Origin of the sequence: Alloacidobacterium sp. (assembly GCF_035631355.1) — a bacterium.
Taxonomy (GTDB): Bacteria; Acidobacteriota; Terriglobia; order Terriglobales; family Acidobacteriaceae; genus Alloacidobacterium.
On record NZ_DASQIX010000011.1, the window covers coordinates 21,622 to 38,452 of the forward strand.

General features: G+C 53.8%; 12 protein-coding genes and 1 tRNA gene. 6 read left to right on the plus strand and 7 right to left on the minus strand.

Annotation, left to right across the window (positions count from 1 at the left end; translation table 11 throughout):
* Window positions 1-20: 20 nt before the first annotated feature.
* Together VEV40_RS03395 and VEV40_RS03400 are read left to right on the plus strand one after the other, a co-directional pair.
* Window positions 21-3,338, plus strand: coding sequence for a TonB-dependent receptor (locus VEV40_RS03395; protein ID WP_324830165.1), 3,318 nt, complete (start codon window positions 21-23; stop codon window positions 3,336-3,338).
* A 130-nt stretch (window positions 3,339-3,468) separates the two neighbouring features.
* A complete protein-coding gene (locus VEV40_RS03400) occupies window positions 3,469-4,860 on the plus strand; it encodes an aspartate aminotransferase family protein (RefSeq protein ID WP_324830167.1) in 1,392 nt (463 codons plus the stop codon).
* Window positions 4,861-4,922: 62 nt separating this feature from the next.
* Here VEV40_RS03400 and araD1 read toward each other — a convergent pair whose 3' ends face one another.
* A complete protein-coding gene (gene araD1 / locus VEV40_RS03405) occupies window positions 4,923-5,924 on the minus strand; it encodes an AraD1 family protein (RefSeq protein ID WP_324830168.1) in 1,002 nt (333 codons plus the stop codon).
* A gap of 115 nt (window positions 5,925-6,039) precedes the next feature.
* Between araD1 and VEV40_RS03410 the strand changes: the two genes are divergently transcribed.
* Together VEV40_RS03410 and VEV40_RS03415 are read left to right on the plus strand one after the other, a co-directional pair.
* The gene (locus VEV40_RS03410; RefSeq protein WP_324830169.1) at window positions 6,040-7,275 is read left to right on the plus strand and encodes an MFS transporter; all 1,236 of its coding nucleotides are present in this window, start codon (window positions 6,040-6,042) and stop codon (window positions 7,273-7,275) included.
* A gap of 1 nt (window position 7,276) precedes the next feature.
* Window positions 7,277-8,449: an L-rhamnonate dehydratase gene (locus VEV40_RS03415; protein WP_324830170.1), complete on the plus strand. Its 1,173-nt coding sequence runs from the start codon at window positions 7,277-7,279 to the stop codon at window positions 8,447-8,449.
* A 26-nt stretch (window positions 8,450-8,475) separates the two neighbouring features.
* Here the strand turns inward: VEV40_RS03415 and VEV40_RS03420 are convergent, their stop codons facing one another.
* The gene (locus VEV40_RS03420) at window positions 8,476-10,713 is read right to left on the minus strand and encodes a TIM-barrel domain-containing protein (protein WP_324830171.1); all 2,238 of its coding nucleotides are present in this window, start codon (window positions 10,711-10,713) and stop codon (window positions 8,476-8,478) included.
* Between the two features lie 353 nt (window positions 10,714-11,066).
* Here VEV40_RS03420 and VEV40_RS03425 point away from each other — a divergent pair, with 353 nt between their 5' ends.
* Window positions 11,067-11,243 (plus strand): hypothetical protein, encoded by a 177-nt coding sequence (locus VEV40_RS03425; protein ID WP_324830173.1) that lies wholly within the window; start codon window positions 11,067-11,069, stop codon window positions 11,241-11,243.
* A 74-nt stretch (window positions 11,244-11,317) separates the two neighbouring features.
* On the opposite strand, the gene VEV40_RS03430 is transcribed toward VEV40_RS03425, so the two are convergent.
* The 3 genes from VEV40_RS03430 to VEV40_RS03440 form a co-directional block, all read right to left on the minus strand.
* A tRNA-Ser gene (locus VEV40_RS03430) sits at window positions 11,318-11,409 on the minus strand.
* Between the two features lie 56 nt (window positions 11,410-11,465).
* On the minus strand, window positions 11,466-12,938 hold the full coding sequence (gene hldE / locus VEV40_RS03435; RefSeq protein ID WP_324830174.1) for a bifunctional D-glycero-beta-D-manno-heptose-7-phosphate kinase/D-glycero-beta-D-manno-heptose 1-phosphate adenylyltransferase HldE: 1,473 nt from the start codon (window positions 12,936-12,938) through the stop codon (window positions 11,466-11,468).
* Window positions 12,935-13,549: a D-sedoheptulose-7-phosphate isomerase gene (locus VEV40_RS03440; protein ID WP_324830176.1), complete on the minus strand. Its 615-nt coding sequence runs from the start codon at window positions 13,547-13,549 to the stop codon at window positions 12,935-12,937. Before VEV40_RS03440 ends, hldE begins: the two co-directional genes overlap by 4 nt.
* 75 nt (window positions 13,550-13,624) lie before the next feature.
* On the opposite strand from VEV40_RS03440, the gene VEV40_RS03445 reads away from it, so the two are divergent.
* Complete coding sequence (locus VEV40_RS03445; RefSeq protein ID WP_324830178.1) at window positions 13,625-14,206, plus strand: HAD family hydrolase; 582 nt, start codon at window positions 13,625-13,627, stop codon at window positions 14,204-14,206.
* 287 nt (window positions 14,207-14,493) lie between these two features.
* Here the strand turns inward: VEV40_RS03445 and VEV40_RS03450 are convergent, their stop codons facing one another.
* Together VEV40_RS03450 and VEV40_RS03455 are read right to left on the minus strand one after the other, a co-directional pair.
* Complete coding sequence (locus VEV40_RS03450) at window positions 14,494-15,573, minus strand: glycosyltransferase family 1 protein (protein WP_324830180.1); 1,080 nt, start codon at window positions 15,571-15,573, stop codon at window positions 14,494-14,496.
* A gap of 141 nt (window positions 15,574-15,714) precedes the next feature.
* A complete protein-coding gene (locus VEV40_RS03455) occupies window positions 15,715-16,704 on the minus strand; it encodes an NAD-dependent epimerase/dehydratase family protein (RefSeq protein WP_324830182.1) in 990 nt (329 codons plus the stop codon).
* Window positions 16,705-16,831: the final 127 nt, after the last annotated feature.

Consider the following 16,831-nt stretch of genomic DNA (forward strand, 5'->3'; position numbering starts at 1 on the left):
GCACGATTTGAGGTGAGGTCATGATTGCGCATGTCTCTTTGCATCGGTTCGCGAGACTATCCCTCCTGCTGTTCCTGGTCTCGAGCCTGAGTGTCTATGCCCAATACAACAGCAATATCCAGGGGATTGTCTCTGACCCAACCGGGGCCGTCATCAATGGGGCGTCGATTCAGTTACGCAATGTGGATACAGGCGTAGTTGCAGCCACCACGACCAGCGACGCCGGCAATTACCGCTTCAGCAGCCTTCAGCCCGGTCACTATATCGTCACGGCAGAAGCCAGCGGCTTCAATAAGACTGAGGTCAGCTTGACGCTGGGGACTTCAGAGACTCAAGGCATCAATGTCCGTCTCGCCGTTGGGTCGAGCTCTCAAATGGTCACTGTGACCAGCCAAGCGCCAACGCTGGATCCGGATGAGACTCGCCTGCAGACAACGCTGCCTGCTGCCACTGTGCGCGATCTGCCTCAATTGAACCGGAATCTCTGGGATGTGCTGGCCGTGACTCCCGGTGTCGTGGGAGCAGGTGTGCGCGCTGCGGGTACTGCGCCAGGCGGAGGGAATGACAACTTTGGCACGCAGACGCCACAACTGAGTGCGAACGGTCGCAGCTATACAGGCAACCTGGTCATGGTGGATGGGATGAACGTGACCAGTCCCGTTCAGAATGGCAACATCATTCTGGCGCCAGTTCCAGACGCTGTTCAGGAAGCCTCTTTGCAAACGAATTCATGGGACGCGGAAAATTCACTTGGCAGTTCCATTCTTATCCAGGTAACTACCAAATCAGGAACCAACCAGTTTCACGGAACGGGCAGCTTGCTTTTCACCAATCAGGATTTACAGGCGACTCCTGATTTCCAAACCACAGTTGCGTCATTCTCGCGCAAAGACCTTGTAGGAACGCTCGGTGGTCCCGTCATCAAGAATCGAGTGTTCTTCTTTGCCGATTTTGAGAAGTTATGGTCGAGCACTCCTGAACAGCAGGGCACGCAGACCTTCGAGGCCCCGGAATTTGTTTCATGGGCGCAGCAGAATTTTACTAATTCGGTTGGGACACAGGCTCTCACGCAATACCCAGCCATCTATCTGAAGTCCACGGGTGTGGCTACCACTGCCTCTAACTATCTACTGGGCAGCAATGGATGCGCGCCAGGACAGACAAGCATTCCCGTCAACGGCTCAACTACCATTCCATGCAGTCTGCCTGTGCTGGATTCAGGCAGCTTTGTGTTCAGTCCTTATTACAATGCTCTGCAATATAACTTCCGCGGCGATTTTTATGCCACCGACAACGACCGCATCTACCTGAGCTACTACAACGATTCTTTCGACCAGCAGCAGGCTTCACCGCGCAAGGGATTAGGCGCGCTGGATATCATGAGGAACCGCTACGGCCAGGCGGACTATACCCACACGTTCAGTCCTCATCTCCTGGCGGAAGGCAGTTTCGCCTTTGCCAGCGTCGGCGGGGCAAATGGTCAGGATGCCAACCTGAAAGTCCCTGAGATTACAGTGAGCCAGGGCAGCGAAGGCTTTCACATCGGCGGAGGATGGGGACCGGGCGAGTATAGAGGACCCAACTACAACTGGCGGGCCATTTTGAACTGGGCGCATGGCAAACACAGCTTCAAGTTTGGATATACCGGGGACCATGCTATTGAGCACGGTGACTTCACGCCAGTCAATGTGCGCCCTGGCTTCGTCTTCGCCGACCTTGTGCAACTGGTGCAAGACAATCCCGTCAACGAGACGGTTGGCGCCTATGATCCTTTGACTGGGATGGCAGGAAAGGTCGTCTTTGGCGGGCAAACCAACCCCTTCGGCTTTTACGCGCAGGACGATTGGAAGGTGAGATCGAACGTGCTGCTCACTCTCAGTTTGCGCTGGGACAATTTCACGAATCACACCGCCTGGGGGAATAGCGGCTTCCAGTTCAGCAGCCTGCTTCTGGGCTCCGGCAGCACTTTCCCCGAGCAGGTGGCCAATGCGATTGTGCGTCCAGTTTCAGGCGTGTTTGCCAACTCGATGTCGAATTTCTGGAGCCCACGAATCGGCGTTGCATGGGATCCCTCGAACTCCGGCCTATGGAGCATACGCGGCGGAGTCGGCGTGTTTCGCGACTGGGTCGTGCTCGGCCAGAGCGTCGACGAGATGCGGAACAACCCGCCAGGTGTCATCAGCCCGACCTTTACAACTGGCTGCCCGAACCCACCCGACTGCCCTGTGCAGCCTATTTTCGCGCTCGCGCCATCGGGAACCTATCCTTTCAACTATCCTCTTCCCCCGATTCCCGCGAACTCTCTGAACCCCGCGGGAGGCATCACGGGCATTCAATCGGCAGTTGACTCCCTGGCGCGAAACCTTACCGCTCCACTGGCCGTGAATTTTGTGATCGGCGTTGAGCGACAGTTGCCCTGGAACCTCGTAGCCGGCGCCAATTATTCGGGGTCACAAAGTTACAACGGACTGAGTGGCGCCGACGTAAACCGCTATGCCGGCGGAGCGGTAATCGGCGGAGGTGGAGAAACCATCAACCGTCTGAACCCTAACTTTGGAACTATAACGTACGTAAACAATCCTAATGCTGCCAGTTATCACGCTATGATTCTGAGCGTGCGCGGTCGATATGGGCAGCGGGCCAATTTCCAGGCTTCTTACACGCTTTCCCACGCGCAGAGCTACCCGGAGGCGAATACTCGCTTCGATCAGGATGCCGGTCTCAATATTCCCGACCAGAATGCCTATTTCAGCTATTGGGGCGATGCCAACTGGGATGTCCGCCAGCGGTTCTCTCTATCTGGCCTCTACGTAATACCTGGTCTCCAGAGTGGCATAGGACGCGTGCTGACTTCAGGGTGGGAGCTTTCCAGCATTATGGCGCTACAGAGTGGGACTCCATTCTGGGTGTATAACACCAATCCGCCTACAGCCGCGGTTAATCCGGGGGACTACAATCTCGATGGCCTCAACTGGGACATACCGAACGCGCCGGCCAAAGACTTTACCGGCTCCCACGGCAGATCCAGTTATAAGAATGGAATCTTCACGGCCACCGATTTCCCAGCGCCAGCCACAGGCCAGGAGGGCAGCCTCAAGCGCAACATCTACCGCAATCCTGGACTCACGCAGATTGATGCCAGCCTCCTGAAGAACACCCATCTACCATGGTTGGGAGAGCAATCGAATCTGCAATTCCGGTTCGATTTCCTGAACCTGTTCAACCACCCAAATCTAGGACCGGTCAACGCAGATATGGCAAACAGCAACCTCTTCGGTACAGTCTCAACCGCGCTGGCAGCAAGGCAAATTCAACTAGGGATTCGTGTGTCTTTCTAAAGATTTCCCAGCCGTGAAACTGTAGTCGCAGCTTCCCTGCGACCATTTCTGGTCAGTGCCTTCAAGTACACTCCAAGATTAGGAGTGCTCCATGGATCCACATGAGTTTCGAGGAATTGGCCAGCAGGTAGTGGACCTGCTGGCGGACTACTTCGAACATATTCAGGAGATGCCGGTTTTTCCAGATGTGCAGCCTAAGTTTCTCACCAGTTTGTTTGACGAGCCTCTGCCGGAGACTTCAAGTCCCACTGCGCAAGTCTTGAAGGAAATTAAGGAAAAGCTGCTTCCGTTTTGTACACATGTTGGGCACCCGGGCTACATGGGATTGATTACACCTTCGCCGAATCCTGTGGGCGTAATTGCTGATTTCATCTGTTCGGCTCTTAACCAGAACATTGGCGCCTATTCAATCGGCCCCGCTGGAGTGGCCATGGAGCGGCAGACGATATCCTGGCTTACTGGCCTTGTCGGTTATGGTCAGCAAGCGGGTGGCAATCTCACAAGCGGAGGCATGATGGCCAACTTCATTGGATTGAAGTTGGCCCGCGACTGGGCTTCTGGCGATCGTGCACAACAAGATGGCATCGAGGGCCGCTGGGCAGTATACACATCGGAAGAACGGCATGTCTCAGTAGACAAGGCCGTGGATGCTGTGGGTTTAGGTCGAACGGCGTTGCGGGCGCTGCCTGCAGATGCAGAGTTTCGTGTGCGTCTGGATGCACTCGAAGCTGCCATCGCTGAGGACAAAAAGCGGAGTGTTCGTCCGATGTGTATTGTGGGAATCTTCGGAACCACCAATACTGGGGCAGTCGATTCGATTCGCGAGTTGCGCAAAATTGCCGACCGAGAATCGATGTGGCTCCATGCTGACGCGGCCTATGGTGGAGGAATGCTGTTATCGAACGAACATCCGTTTCGTGACAGGGGCCTGGAGTTGGCTGACTCAATCACGATCGATCCTCACAAGTGGTTCTATGCGCCTCTGGACGCGGGAGCATTGCTGGTTAAGGATGAGACGCGCTTGACGGCTTCCTTTGGAATGAAGCCGTCCTACCTGACCGACGAGATGGATCAGGGCAAGGAGCGCTATCAATATTATGTGCACAGCTTTGAGCAATCGCGACGCTTCCGTGGCCTGAAGGTATGGATGAGCTTCAAGAGGTACGGGGCTCGACTAATCGGCGAATGGATTGACAATAATGTGCGACAGGCACAGCACTTGTATTCACTTGTTGCCAATCATGCGGAGTTTGAAGCGGCAAGTAATCCTCCGATGTCTGCTATTTGCATTCGTTATCGCGCTGGGAATTTGAATCAAGGAGATTCAAAGAGGCTGCATGCGCTGGTGGTAGAAAGAGTGGAGAAGAGCGGAAAGTTTTGGATTTCGACAACAGAATTGAAAGGCAAAACATGGTTCCGGATCAATCCTGTGAATTTCCGAACTCAAATGATACATATAGAGCAGTTATTGACGCTGTTGGAAGTAGAATGCCGTGCGACGCTACAGAGTGTAGCAAACTAGTCGATGCCCTCAGTTGGAAACGGGCTGACCGGTCTTAAGGGTTTACAAAGCTACCTGGTTCGTTAGCTGAGTCGCTGAACACTTATCAAATTCTGCCCTTTGCCGGCAATTTTCAGGGTATTTCTCAATGGTCTTCCGAAAGTTGGGAAGCTGACTTCCATTACATCGCCATCCTGCAGGCGCACATTCTCTCCAAAGCTGAAGGCATCGGCGCCAAAGAAATGAATGTGCGCATCTCCGGGTCTTCGATGCAATTCATATTTGAAGTGGTGGTGTTCGATATTGGCGATCGAGTGGCACATGTTGTTCCCGCCTGAATAGATTTTGGCCTTCCACAGAATTGCATTCTGGCGTTCGATGGCAATAGTACCTGCAACATCCGCAAATGGTTCCGGATCGATCCACAATGCCGGACCGAGCGAACATTCTCGCAGCTTCGATGGCGCCAGATAGAGATAATTTTTCCGCTCCATAACATGGTCGGAAAATTCGTTCCCGATGGTCAGCCCAACGCGGTATGGTTGGCCATCCCGCGCAATGACATATGTACCGGCAATCTCGGGCTCTTCGCCGCCATCATCGGCAAATGACGGCACCATCAGCTCGTCCCCGTGGGCCTTCAGAATCGATCCATCGCCCTTGTAAAACCACTCAGGCTGCACACCGATACTGCCTTGTGGCGGACGCCCGCCCTCCATGCCGAGTTGATACATGCGCATGCTGTCTGTGACAGTAACCGCCTCTTTTTGATGCATGGCCGCGCGATTTTCTGCACTGGCCTTATGAGTCAGGCCGGTTCCGGAGACGGTTAGATGAGCAGGATCTGAAGGATGATCGAAGGATGGCAACAATCGCCACGAGGATTTCCCTTCATACACTTCGTCATAGTTCAGCGCTGATTCCATTCCGGCATTTTGCAATAACTCCGGAATCGTTCGCGCTCTATCGATGGCGGTAAAAGCGAGCTGGTATATCGAGCGGTACTGCGAGAGCGGCAGAAGCGCATTGCCGTCTACGATGGCCACAACTCTGTTTTCTTGACCTGCCAACTGAACAAGGTGCATAAATTGACTCGACAGCGCCCTCCAATTATCCTCGCTGCACAGTAAGCAGGCAATCTGGAGAAAGGTCAGGGCTTCTACTTTCTTGCCATCTCTCCGTTGGCGAATTTCTCTCCTGGTGTCTTTGGGAATTGCGGTCAGCTACTTTGACCGGCAGACGCTTCCTGTCGCCGTAGCTGCTATTCAGCGAGACATCCCTCTCTCCAACACAGCGTATTCGGAATTGCAGGGAGCATTTCTCGCTGCTTATGCCGTCATGTATGCAGCCGGCGGAAAGCTTATCGATACATTGGGCACGCGACGCGGCTTTCTCCTCATCATGATCTGGTGGTCACTCGCCTGCGCCAGCCACGGCATCGCTACGAGTTTCGGCATGCTTCTGTTGAGCCGCCTGCTTTTAGGAATGGGCGAAGGTGGAGGTTTCCCGGCGGCCACGCGCGTCGTAGCAGAGTGGTGTTCGCTCGATCAGCGATCCATCGCAATGGGCATTATGAATGCCGGCACCGCAGTCGGCGCAGTTCTGGCTCCCCCATTGATCGCTATTGTGCTGGGCATTGCCAGTTGGCGCTGGGTATTTTTTCTCTCCGGAGCGCTTGGCCTGCTCTGGTCTCTCGCCTGGTGGCGCGAATATTTCCCGCCATCACTGCATCCTCGTCTTTCAGACGAAGCGCGCCATGAAGTTCTCGCTTCTCTTCCGGAACCGGTAGAAAGCGAAAACGGACCGCAGATACCCTGGATTCAATTGCTCGGCCATATAGAAACATGGGCGCTGGTGATTGCGAAATTTCTCAGCGATGCGGCATGGTACTTCTACCTGTTCTGGCTTCCCAAGTATTTGTATGACGCGCGAGGATTCAACATAAAAGAGGTTGGCTACTATGCCTGGATTCCCTATGCGGCTTCGGGCATTGGATGTCTTGCCGGCGGATGGTTTTCAGCCTGGCTGCTGCGCCGGGGTAAGTCATTGAATGTGTCCCGTAAGGTTGCCCTGGGACTCAGCGCTGCAGTCATGCCATCGATCCTTCTCGTCACTCATGTTCCGGTGGAATTCGCCCTGCTGTTGTTCAGCATTGCATTCTTTGGACAGCAATCCTGGTCAACCCTCATCATGATTCTTCCTGCTGATCTCTTTCCGCGTTCCACTGTTGGATCAGTCGCAGGTCTCGTCGGCTTTGGCGGCGCTATCGGAGGCATGCTCTTCGGATTCGTCGTAGGATATTTGCTCGATCATGGATTCGGCTACGGCACAGTCTTCTGCGCAGTCAGTACATTCCATATCATGGCATTCCTGCTTATCATGGTTACGATCCCTGTCATAACTCCCATTTCACGGCCTTTGAAAGCGAATGCCTAACATGAAGATCATTGAAGTTCGCACACGCGTCGTGGAATGGCGCGGCTCGACTGTTCCGCCGCAGCCTCATTTCTGCACCAACCCCATGGATCTTCTGCAACTGCCGGCTGACTCAATGGCAGGATTTCGCTTTCATGGCTGGGTCATTGTCGAGCTGTTCACAGACAGTGGCCATGTTGGAATCGGCAATGCCGCGCTGGCGCCGCGCGTAACCAAACAGGCGATTGACACTTATCTCACGCCGATTCTGCTGGGCAAGGACCCTTTCGACACAGAGTTCCTGTGGCAGCACATGTATCGCCTCACCATGGCCTTCGGACGCAAGGGCGTGGGCATGGTTGCGATCAGCGCCGTCGATATCGCCATATGGGACTTGCTGGGCAAAGCGACGAACCAGCCTGTCTTTCGATTACTAGGCGGACGCACTAAAGAGAAAATCCCGGTCTACGCCAGCCGGCTTTACAGTCAGCCTTTGGACGAACTGGCAAAAGAAGCCCAGCTTTATAGGGACCAAGGCTACAAGGCCATGAAGCTGCGCTTCGGATGGGGTCCAACTGACGGCGCAGCGGGAATGCAGCGAAATGTAGAGCTGCTGCGCACGGTAAGAGAAGTCATCGGCTACGAAATCGACTTGATGGCCGATGCTTACATGGGCTGGAATCTCGACTATGCGCGGCGCATGTTGCCGCTGATCGAGCCATTCCAATTGCGCTGGCTCGAAGAACCGGTCATTCCCGACGATATTGCCGGATATGCCGAGCTGAAGGCGCAGGGCCGCGTTCCCATTGCAGGCGGCGAGCATGAATTCACGCTTTACGGCTTCCGCCAGATGCTGGAAGCAAAGGCGCTGGATTACATCCAATTCGACACAAATCGAGTGGGCGGCATTTCCCAGGCGCGAAAGATCGCAGCGCTCGCAGAAGCCTATTCAGTGCCCGTCATTCCACACGCCGGGCAAATGCATAACTTTCACATTGTCATGGCCAGTTTCAATTCACCTATGGCCGAGTACTTCCCGCCGGTTGACGTCGAGATTGGTAATGAGCTGTTCTGGTATATCTTTGACGGCGAACCACAAGCGAAGGACGGATTCGTCAACCTGGACGATGATGTGTCCGGCCTTGGCTTGACAATCAATGAAGAGGGCCTGAAGCGGTTTGAGATTATCGAATGAACCGGCCAGATCCTATTGATTGCTTTCTACAAGTGAATACTCAATTCTTTTCCATCGAACGTAACTACCCGTTCCGGACCATTGGCAAGAGCAATACGAAATCTCTGGCTGCGAGCAGATGTCCCGCCGCAGGGCTTGATGTGCAGGCTCCGGCTTGACTCCGTCCATCGCAGTTCCAGGCAGCTAAAGTCGCCACGCTCGTATGCGAAGCTTTGTCCATCATCTTCATAGAGAGAGGCCTGTCCGTCTGCTCCGGAATAGACAGTGAGCTTGATTGGCTCGGTCGAAGGTTCAAGCGCGAATTGTTTCACCGGGCCAGTGTGCACAATGCTACCGGCCTTTATATAAACCGGCAATGTTTCCAAATCCACACTGCGGTTTACCAGCTTTCCCCCATCGACCTTCTCCGATGTCCAGAAGTCCCACCACAAACCCTGCGGCAGATACGCCTGTCTCTTTTCAGCCGCCGGCTCCAACACCGGAGCCACCATCAAGCTGTCGCCAAACATATAAGCATCTTCGATGGCTGCGGCTTTCGCATCATCTGGATAGGTAAGCCACAATGCACGCATCAGAGGCATTCCGGTTCGATGCCCTTCCTCTACTGCGGAATAGATATATGGCAGAAGCTGATACCGAAGGTTGAGATATTTCCTGCAGATACGCTCAACCTCGGGATTGTGCAGGTCCTCCGCCTTCGGCAGCACTGCCGCCGCATATTCCGGATCCAATTCTGCAGGGCCATAATCGCCGGTGTTCCATCCCCACGGCAGACGCAGTTTCCATGCTCGTCCATGCGACCGGAACAGCGGACAAAAGGCGCTGAACTGGAACCAGCGCACAAACAGCTCTGCAGTAAACTCCTTTGTTGGCACAAACCCGCCGGTGTCCGTGCCCCAATAAGGAATGCCGCAAAGTCCCGCGTTGATACCCACCATGACCTGGGCGGCAAGAGTCTTCCATGTAGAAAAGATGTCACCCGACCAAAGCCACCCATAACGCTGCAACCCGACATATCCATTCCTATGCAAGGCATATGGCCGCCTGTCCGGTCGAGTCTGCCGTTGTCCTTCCCAGTACATCTCATTTCGGGCCAGCCGTGACGCGACAGGAAGCACATCTCCTTCATCAGGCCACCATCCATCTATACCCATGCGCATCAGCGGAACATGTCTGCTCCAATAGGCTGCGGCATCACCCGGCTCTTCCGCCGCCGTGCCTGCATCTGCAACCTTTCCGTGAAGGTCCTCCGGAGGATTCACCACATGCAGCACCACCTTGAAGTGGTCTTCATGCAATTTGTTGATCATGACTTCCGGATCGGGAAAGACCGCGTCGTTAAATGTGAACGACCCATGCCCTGTATTCCAGCCGGAGGGGCAGAATCCTGTGCCCAGATAAATCAGAGCGTCACACGGCAGCCTTTTTTCGCGAAAAGTCTTCGCCTCCGCCAGCACTTCCTGCCGGTTCGCCAGGGTGCGATGCGACTGCTGGTATCCCAATGCCCACAGCGGCGGCATATGCGGATAGCCGGTTAGCTCTGCCCATTCACGCATCAGTTGCGCTGGAGTATCACCCAGCATCAGAAAAATGTCATGTCCTCGCGCGCTTTCTCCCGGAGTGAAAATCCCAGCTTCTCCGGTCAGATCAAAACTTCCCCACGGCTCATGGAAAAACAGTCCCCACCCACTCGCGCCAATCAGCAGCGGAAACGGCGCCCGCGCACCATACACCCGCAACTCTTCCCCATGCTGGCCATTCCGCATGGCGTCGGTCGTACCGCGCCGGTTCAGCGGATGAACGCCCTCACCCAACCCGAAAACCGGTCCATCCCCGTATGAAAAACTAACCTTGCCTGTGCGCGTATCGAGACTCAGTTCTTGTCGAGGACGCCCTCCAGCATCTTTAACAGCGAGATGAAAAGGATCAGTAGATGCCTGAATGCTGTATTTGCCCCACGCCACCGATGCCTCGCCCGGTTTTAGTTCCTTGTGCACAAGTGGTGGCGGCCACGCGCGAGGCATAAGGCTGTCGTCGGTAAAAGTCTGCGCAAGGTCCACATCGACTGCCGCAACAGTGATGCGCAACGTGTTCTCGCTCAGGGCCGTTAGCGAAAGTTCAAGCACGGCGTCACCTGCGACTGTTCGGTCTGCGAACACAGCGCTTAGAAACGGCATGCAGGCGAAACGTTCGCGCAACAATAGGCGCGCCGCGCCGGCGCTCATTCCCCGCAGCACTTCCCTTCTGGAAAAATCATTGGCCATTCCATCATCCTCACGCGCAAAGCAGGCGATAGCAAAAAAAGCCTATGGTATCTGTATCGTATGCTCTCAATAGCCCCGCCCGCATCTGCTCATCGCCCCCTAAACATTCATAGGCGAGGACAGAGGACAGGTGGTTACAGTTGGGACCGTCCCAGTTGAAGAAGATTATGGCTGCGCTGGAAGAGTCGACATGGCATTACCAACAACTTGGTTAAAACGCCTCACACGTACGCTATAATTGGAGACTTCCAATGCACTCGTTCCGGTGCGTTGTGTTACTACGCGTTTGCGCGTGCCTAAAGACGAAAGGCATTGGGCATCGATGATAGGATTTTGCGGAAGGAGTTGTCCTGATGGAACCAGCTTCTCTTGCGCTTGAGTTTATTGATGACCGGGACAGCATGCTGCCGCACCCATCCTTTGCCGCAATCTATATACAAAGCTCTTCACGTCGGCCTGGTGGCACGCGCGACACGATTACCGCGGACTGCATCAAGTTTCTGAACTGGAATTCGAGGTTAACCGCCTGAAGGCCGAACTCGATTCAATTTTGACTGAGGCACGCGCCAGATTTGAGGCAGGAAAAAGAGGGTGAACCAGTAAATGGCGGAGAGGGAGGGATTCGAACCCCCGATACCCGTAAAGGTATGCCTGATTTCGAGTCAGGTGCATTCAACCGGGCTCTGCCACCTCTCCGTACTATGAAGAGTGTATCATTCCGTATTCTTAACTCCGGCCGGAGACGAAGGCGACTAGCCAGTGGGCGCGGTTGCTCTTTCGATCAGTTTGCTAGTGCTGAATCCTTCTACTGTGGGCACGATTTTTACGCGACCTCCCCAGGAGCGAACCTCCTGCGCGCCCACAACCTTATCCTCGGTATAATCGCCACCCTTTACGATGACATCGGGATGTAGCTCCTTTATCAAGTCAAGCGGGGTGCTTTCACCAAAGATCACAACAGCATTGACAACGCCGAGTGCAGCAAGCACATATGCCCGTTCGCGCTCACTTACGATGGGGCGAGTCGGGCCTTTGAGGCAGCTAACCGATTCGTCACTATTGATGGCGACGATGAGGCGGTCGCCTTCACGCCGGGCCTGTTGTAGAAGACTGATGTGGCCAATATGCAGCAGATCGAAGCAGCCATTGGTAAATACGATCTTTTCGCCTCTGGATCTCCAGGCAGAAATTCGTCTCTTGAGCTGATTGAGATCTACGACCTTTTCATCAGTATTTAATTCGATCTCGGGCATCAGGCTTGCGAGCAGATCATTGCTGGTAACAGGCACCGTCCCGACCTTACTGACTACGACGCCCGCAGCAATATTTGCCAACTGTACGGCTGTGCCTATTTCAAGCCCGCTGGCAAGTGAGAGAGTGAGAGTCGCGATGACCGTATCTCCTGCTCCCGAAACATCGAAAACCTGACGGGCCACGGCAGGGTAGGTCTCTTTGCGGTCTTTTCGTAAAACGGCAATTCCCTTCTCGCTCAATGTGACCGTCAGATAATCCAGTTCAAGTTCCGGCACGAGACCCTGCCCCGCCGCAAGAACGTGCTCGACGCTTTCGTCAGACATGCCCGTTGCTGCCGAGAGTTCGTGGAGATTGGGACAAATCATAGTTGCACCGCGATAACACTCAAACTTCTTCTGCTTGGGATCGACGAGGACTGGAACTCTAGCCTTGCGCGCCATTGTAATAATGGACCGGCAGACTGTTTTCGTAAGCACACCTTTCGCATAATCAGAAAGGATGATGGCGTCAATCTCGGGCAGTACGTCAGCCACTTTCTGCTGTAGTTGCAGATATGCTTCTTCAACGAATGTGCTTGTCGTCTCGACATCGAGCCGGAGAATCTGCTGATTGCCACCAAGTATTCTCAGCTTGGACGTAGTTGGATGGCTGGCAACGTCTATGAAACGTTCTGCCACGCCTGCCTCGGCCAGACACTTGCGCAGACGTTGTCCATCCTCATCCATACCGATGAAACCAATCAAAGTGCTGGCAGCTCCCAGTCCGGCAATATTGGCCGCGACGTTCGCCGCTCCTCCCGCCTGATCGCTGCGATGAGCAGCACGAACAACAGGAACGGGGGCTTCGGGAGAAATACGTTTCACATCGCCCCAGATATACCGGTCGAGCATAACATCGCCCACTACGAGGACGTGCTTGTTCTTCCAGTCTCCTTCAATGAGCCGGACTACACGGTGCAGATCTTCGATCATTCCTGTTCGTTCCTATGTGCTGATGCTGACTCCGCGCATACCGCCAGTTCTACCCAATCGCACAGCATGTGGCCGCAGAGGATGTGCCCTTCCTGGATGCGCGCCGTGTCCTTTGCCGGTATGCAGAGTGCGGCATGAGCGATGGATGCCAGCGCGCCGCCTCCAGCTCCGGTCATGGCGACAGTAAAGGCGCCGGCCTCGCGAGCCGCACGTAGCCCGGCGCAAACGTTCTGACTGTTCCCTGAAGTAGATATGCCCACGGCTACATCGCCGGCTGCACAGAGAGCTTCGATCTGGCGACGAAATACATTTTCATAGCCGTAGTCGTTGGCAATTGCGGTCAGCGCTGAGGTGTCGGTAGTCAATGCGATGGATGGCAGGCCGCGCCGTTCACGGCGAAATCTTCCGATAAATTCTGCGGCGAGATGCTGCGAATCGGCTGCGCTGCCGCCATTCCCAAACCAGAAAACAGTGCTTCCGGCGAGTGCCGCGCGGGTCATTTCACGCGCGATTCGTTCGATAAGGGGTAATTGCGCCTGTATTTGCCGGATGACCGCAAGATGCTCGTCAATTGCCGGTGAAAAGACAGTTGCTGCGTTCAATTCAAGCATATCTAATTAGAGAGTACAGCAATCATGAAGCTAAATGATGACTGGAAATAACGTGATATGGAGGGCGCGCGACTCGTGCCTGAACAGTCGGAAATTGCTCCGTTTACACAAGTTGTGAATGTCTTTCTTGATCGCGATGGCGTTATTAACCGCAAAGCGCCTGAAGGGCGCTATGTGTTCCGCTGGAGCGATTTTCATCTGGTGCCTGGTGTAGAAGAGGCCATTGCACGGCTTAACGCTTTGGGTCACAAAGTCATCGTCGTGACCAACCAGCGCGGCGTGGCGCTTGGACTCTATACCGCGGAAGACATCGCAAAATTGCATGACCAGCTGGCCGCGCACCTTGCATTGTTTGATGCGCACATCGATGCAATCTACTACTGTCCACATGACAAAAACAAATGTGATTGCAGAAAACCAGGCACTGCATTATTCGAAGAGGCGTTCCGCGATTTTCCCGGCGCCTCTCCGGCAAATAGCGTTATGATTGGTGACTCGATCTCTGATATTAAAGCGGGCATCCGGCTGGGTATGCCTACTATTTTTATCAAAGGCGACCTGGAGCTCCAAAAACCTAGGGCCGAACGAGGCGCCTCTTTAGCGGACGCAGTTGCCGAGACACTGCTGGATGCCGTGAACCGATATATCGCGCATTAAAACATCGTTCGTCAGACAGGCACTGCTTCCATGGCTGCAAATGTCTTGTGAATGCCTTCTTCAATCTGTGTCATTTCAATGTCACAACCTTGCGCGCGCAGGCCGCTGAGATCAGCCTCAGTAAAGTGCTGATAACCCCGTGGAGATCAGCCGAGAATGGGATGTATTCAATTCTGGCTTCGCCGTGAACCCCGCATCAATGTGAATGCGACCTCTTCCCGAGCCGGCATTGACCACGCCCTGAAATGTCTTTCGTCCTGCGCCGCTTTCAGGTGCATAGGGTGTCGCTACTGTCTTTCAGAGTCGATAACCCGCTGGTAAAGCTCAGAGTAACGACTGATCGTTTTATTCTTCGCAAAGCGAGTCAGATTTCTAAATCCAGCAGCACGCAGAGAGGGAAGATCGGTGGCATGTTCGGCGATCAATTCAGCCGCGCGAAGAGGGTCACTGGGATCGATAAAAAGTGCGGCGTCTCCGGCAATCTCAGTCATCGGAGGACGACTGCTAGTAATGACGGGGCAGCCGCATGCCTGTGCTTCAAGCACAGGCCACCCAAATCCCTCTTCGACCGATGGAAAAAGCAGCGCTGTGGTACCGCTGTAGAGCGCCTCCAATTCGTCATTGGAGACTTCCGCGCGCTCGATGATTTCACCCGCGAGACCAGACGATATGCAATATCTGCGCATTTCTACTGTCCACGGCTTGCCTGCCATAATCAGCTTGGTTTGCTGAAAGCGTGGGTGTTTTCGTAAGACGAAAAATATCCGCATCACTCCGAGGCGGTTTTTGTACCACTGATTTCCGCCTACATGAAGCAGATATTCATCTTCCGGCGAAAGTCCAGCTTCGCTCTTGGCTTTGGTTACCGCATAGGAATCCGCAGGAGAATAGTTCCAGTTGAGATGATGGTGAATCACTGTTGTTCTGGGGCGGATTCCAGGCACGAGAGATTCGAGATCGTCCTGCGTCTTTGCCGAGACACAAACAATGTGTTTCGCTCGAGATAGACTTGCCGCAATCCAACGCTGCTGGATTCTTCCGGTGAAACCAATCCTGATCCCGGGAAATATGCCGCGCGCTGCAAAAACAGCAAGCAAATCGTGGCAGGTGATCACAGTGGGTCGGTTTTTAGCGCATTTGAGATACATTGCGTTGGAATGGTCACATATGTGAATGACATCTGTATGGCGGACCTGCTTTTGCAGATAAGCAGGAGCCAAGAGATACTTGTCAATATATCCGATCCATTTTTGCAAAAGGCCGGGAAAGAAAGAGAGCCGGCCAAATACGACAGGCGGATAGATAATCCGCACTTCATGTCCCTGACTGTTAAGTTCCTGTTGGAGCATGTCTGCATAGCGAAGCATGCTTTGCTGCTTATCTGGCCGATAATTAGAGATCAGCAGAACTTTCATTATTTTCGAAATATTTCGGCATTAGTATGCGGCACAATGGAGGCAGAAAAATGGCCTGAAAATATATTTCTCAGGCCATTGTAGGCGGGATGCTTATTTTGCGACGGTTGCCAGCATTTGGCTTTCAATCCATTCATAGGTCTTGGCCATGCCATCTTTGAGGCGGATCGACGGTTCCCAGCCAAGATATTGCAGGATTTTGGTATTGTCGCTGTTTCGGCCGTTCACACCCTTGGGTGCGTCGAGTTTGTAGGTCCTCTCCAGCTTTACGCCGGCAATCTCTTCCACAATGTCTACAAGCTTGTTGATGGTCACAAGCTCATTGCTGCCAAGGTTAATCGGTTCGTGAATGTCGCTTTCCAGAATTGCTTGTGTTCCCTTTGTGCAATCGTCGATGTACATGAAACTGCGCGTTTGATGGCCATCGCCCCAGATTTCAATTTCGTGCCTGCCGGACGCTTTTGCCTGGATGACTTTGCGGCAAATTGCAGCGGGCGCCTTCTCGCGACCTCCATCGTAGGTGCCCAAGGGCCCATAGACGTTGTGGTATCGGGCTACGCACGTTTGTAATCCGAAGTCTTCTTCAAAGTGACGGCACATGCGCTCGCTGAACAGCTTTTCCCATCCATAGCCGTCTTCTGGCAATGCGGGATATGCGTCTTCTTCGCTGAGCGGTATCACCTCAGGAGACTTCTGTCTTTCACCATTGTAGACGCAGGCAGAGGAGGAGTAGAAAAACCGCTCGACGCCGCAGTCCCTGGCAGCCATAAGCATATGTGTGTTGGTGAGCACGCTTAACATGCAGAGGGCCTTGTTATTCTCGATGAAACCCATGCCACCCATATCGGCGGCAAGCTGAAATACGACCTGCATATCTTCCGCGGTCTTGTAGCAATTGTCCTTATCCCTGAGGTCAAGCGAGAGGTTTTCGACTTCTCTGTTTTTCTGATACCACTCGTCGAGTGGTTTTACATCCACCGCGCGCACAACATTGATGCCCTTATCTAACAATGCTTTAATTAGATGGCCGCCTATAAAGCCGCCGCCGCCACAGACAACCACTCGCTCATTAGTCAAGCGCATGCTTTGTGCTCCTGATGCAGACTTGGATTCACAACATCCAGCTTCAGTTTTTGTGACCGTGGCAGACATCCGAGGATGCAAATATGAAACTCATCCATTGATTGGGCCTTTAGGGGGCCTCTGGCCT

What these genes read in the sequence shown, in the direction of transcription:
- VEV40_RS03415 (WP_324830170.1), top strand. Translation starts at nt 7,277, where the DNA reads ATGAAGATCATTGAAGTTCGCACACGCGTCGTGGAATGGCGCGGCTCG.
- VEV40_RS03395 (WP_324830165.1), top strand. Translation starts at nt 21, where the DNA reads ATGATTGCGCATGTCTCTTTGCATCGGTTCGCGAGACTATCCCTCCTG.
- VEV40_RS03420 (WP_324830171.1), bottom strand. Translation starts at nt 10,713, where the DNA reads ATGGCCAATGATTTTTCCAGAAGGGAAGTGCTGCGGGGAATGAGCGCC.
- VEV40_RS03455 (WP_324830182.1), bottom strand. Translation starts at nt 16,704, where the DNA reads ATGCGCTTGACTAATGAGCGAGTGGTTGTCTGTGGCGGCGGCGGCTTT.
- araD1 (WP_324830168.1), bottom strand. Translation starts at nt 5,924, where the DNA reads ATGCACCTTGTTCAGTTGGCAGGTCAAGAAAACAGAGTTGTGGCCATC.
- VEV40_RS03440 (WP_324830176.1), bottom strand. Translation starts at nt 13,549, where the DNA reads ATGCTTGAATTGAACGCAGCAACTGTCTTTTCACCGGCAATTGACGAG.
- VEV40_RS03425 (WP_324830173.1), top strand. Translation starts at nt 11,067, where the DNA reads ATGGAACCAGCTTCTCTTGCGCTTGAGTTTATTGATGACCGGGACAGC.
- hldE (WP_324830174.1), bottom strand. Translation starts at nt 12,938, where the DNA reads ATGATCGAAGATCTGCACCGTGTAGTCCGGCTCATTGAAGGAGACTGG.
- VEV40_RS03450 (WP_324830180.1), bottom strand. Translation starts at nt 15,573, where the DNA reads ATGCTTCGCTATGCAGACATGCTCCAACAGGAACTTAACAGTCAGGGA.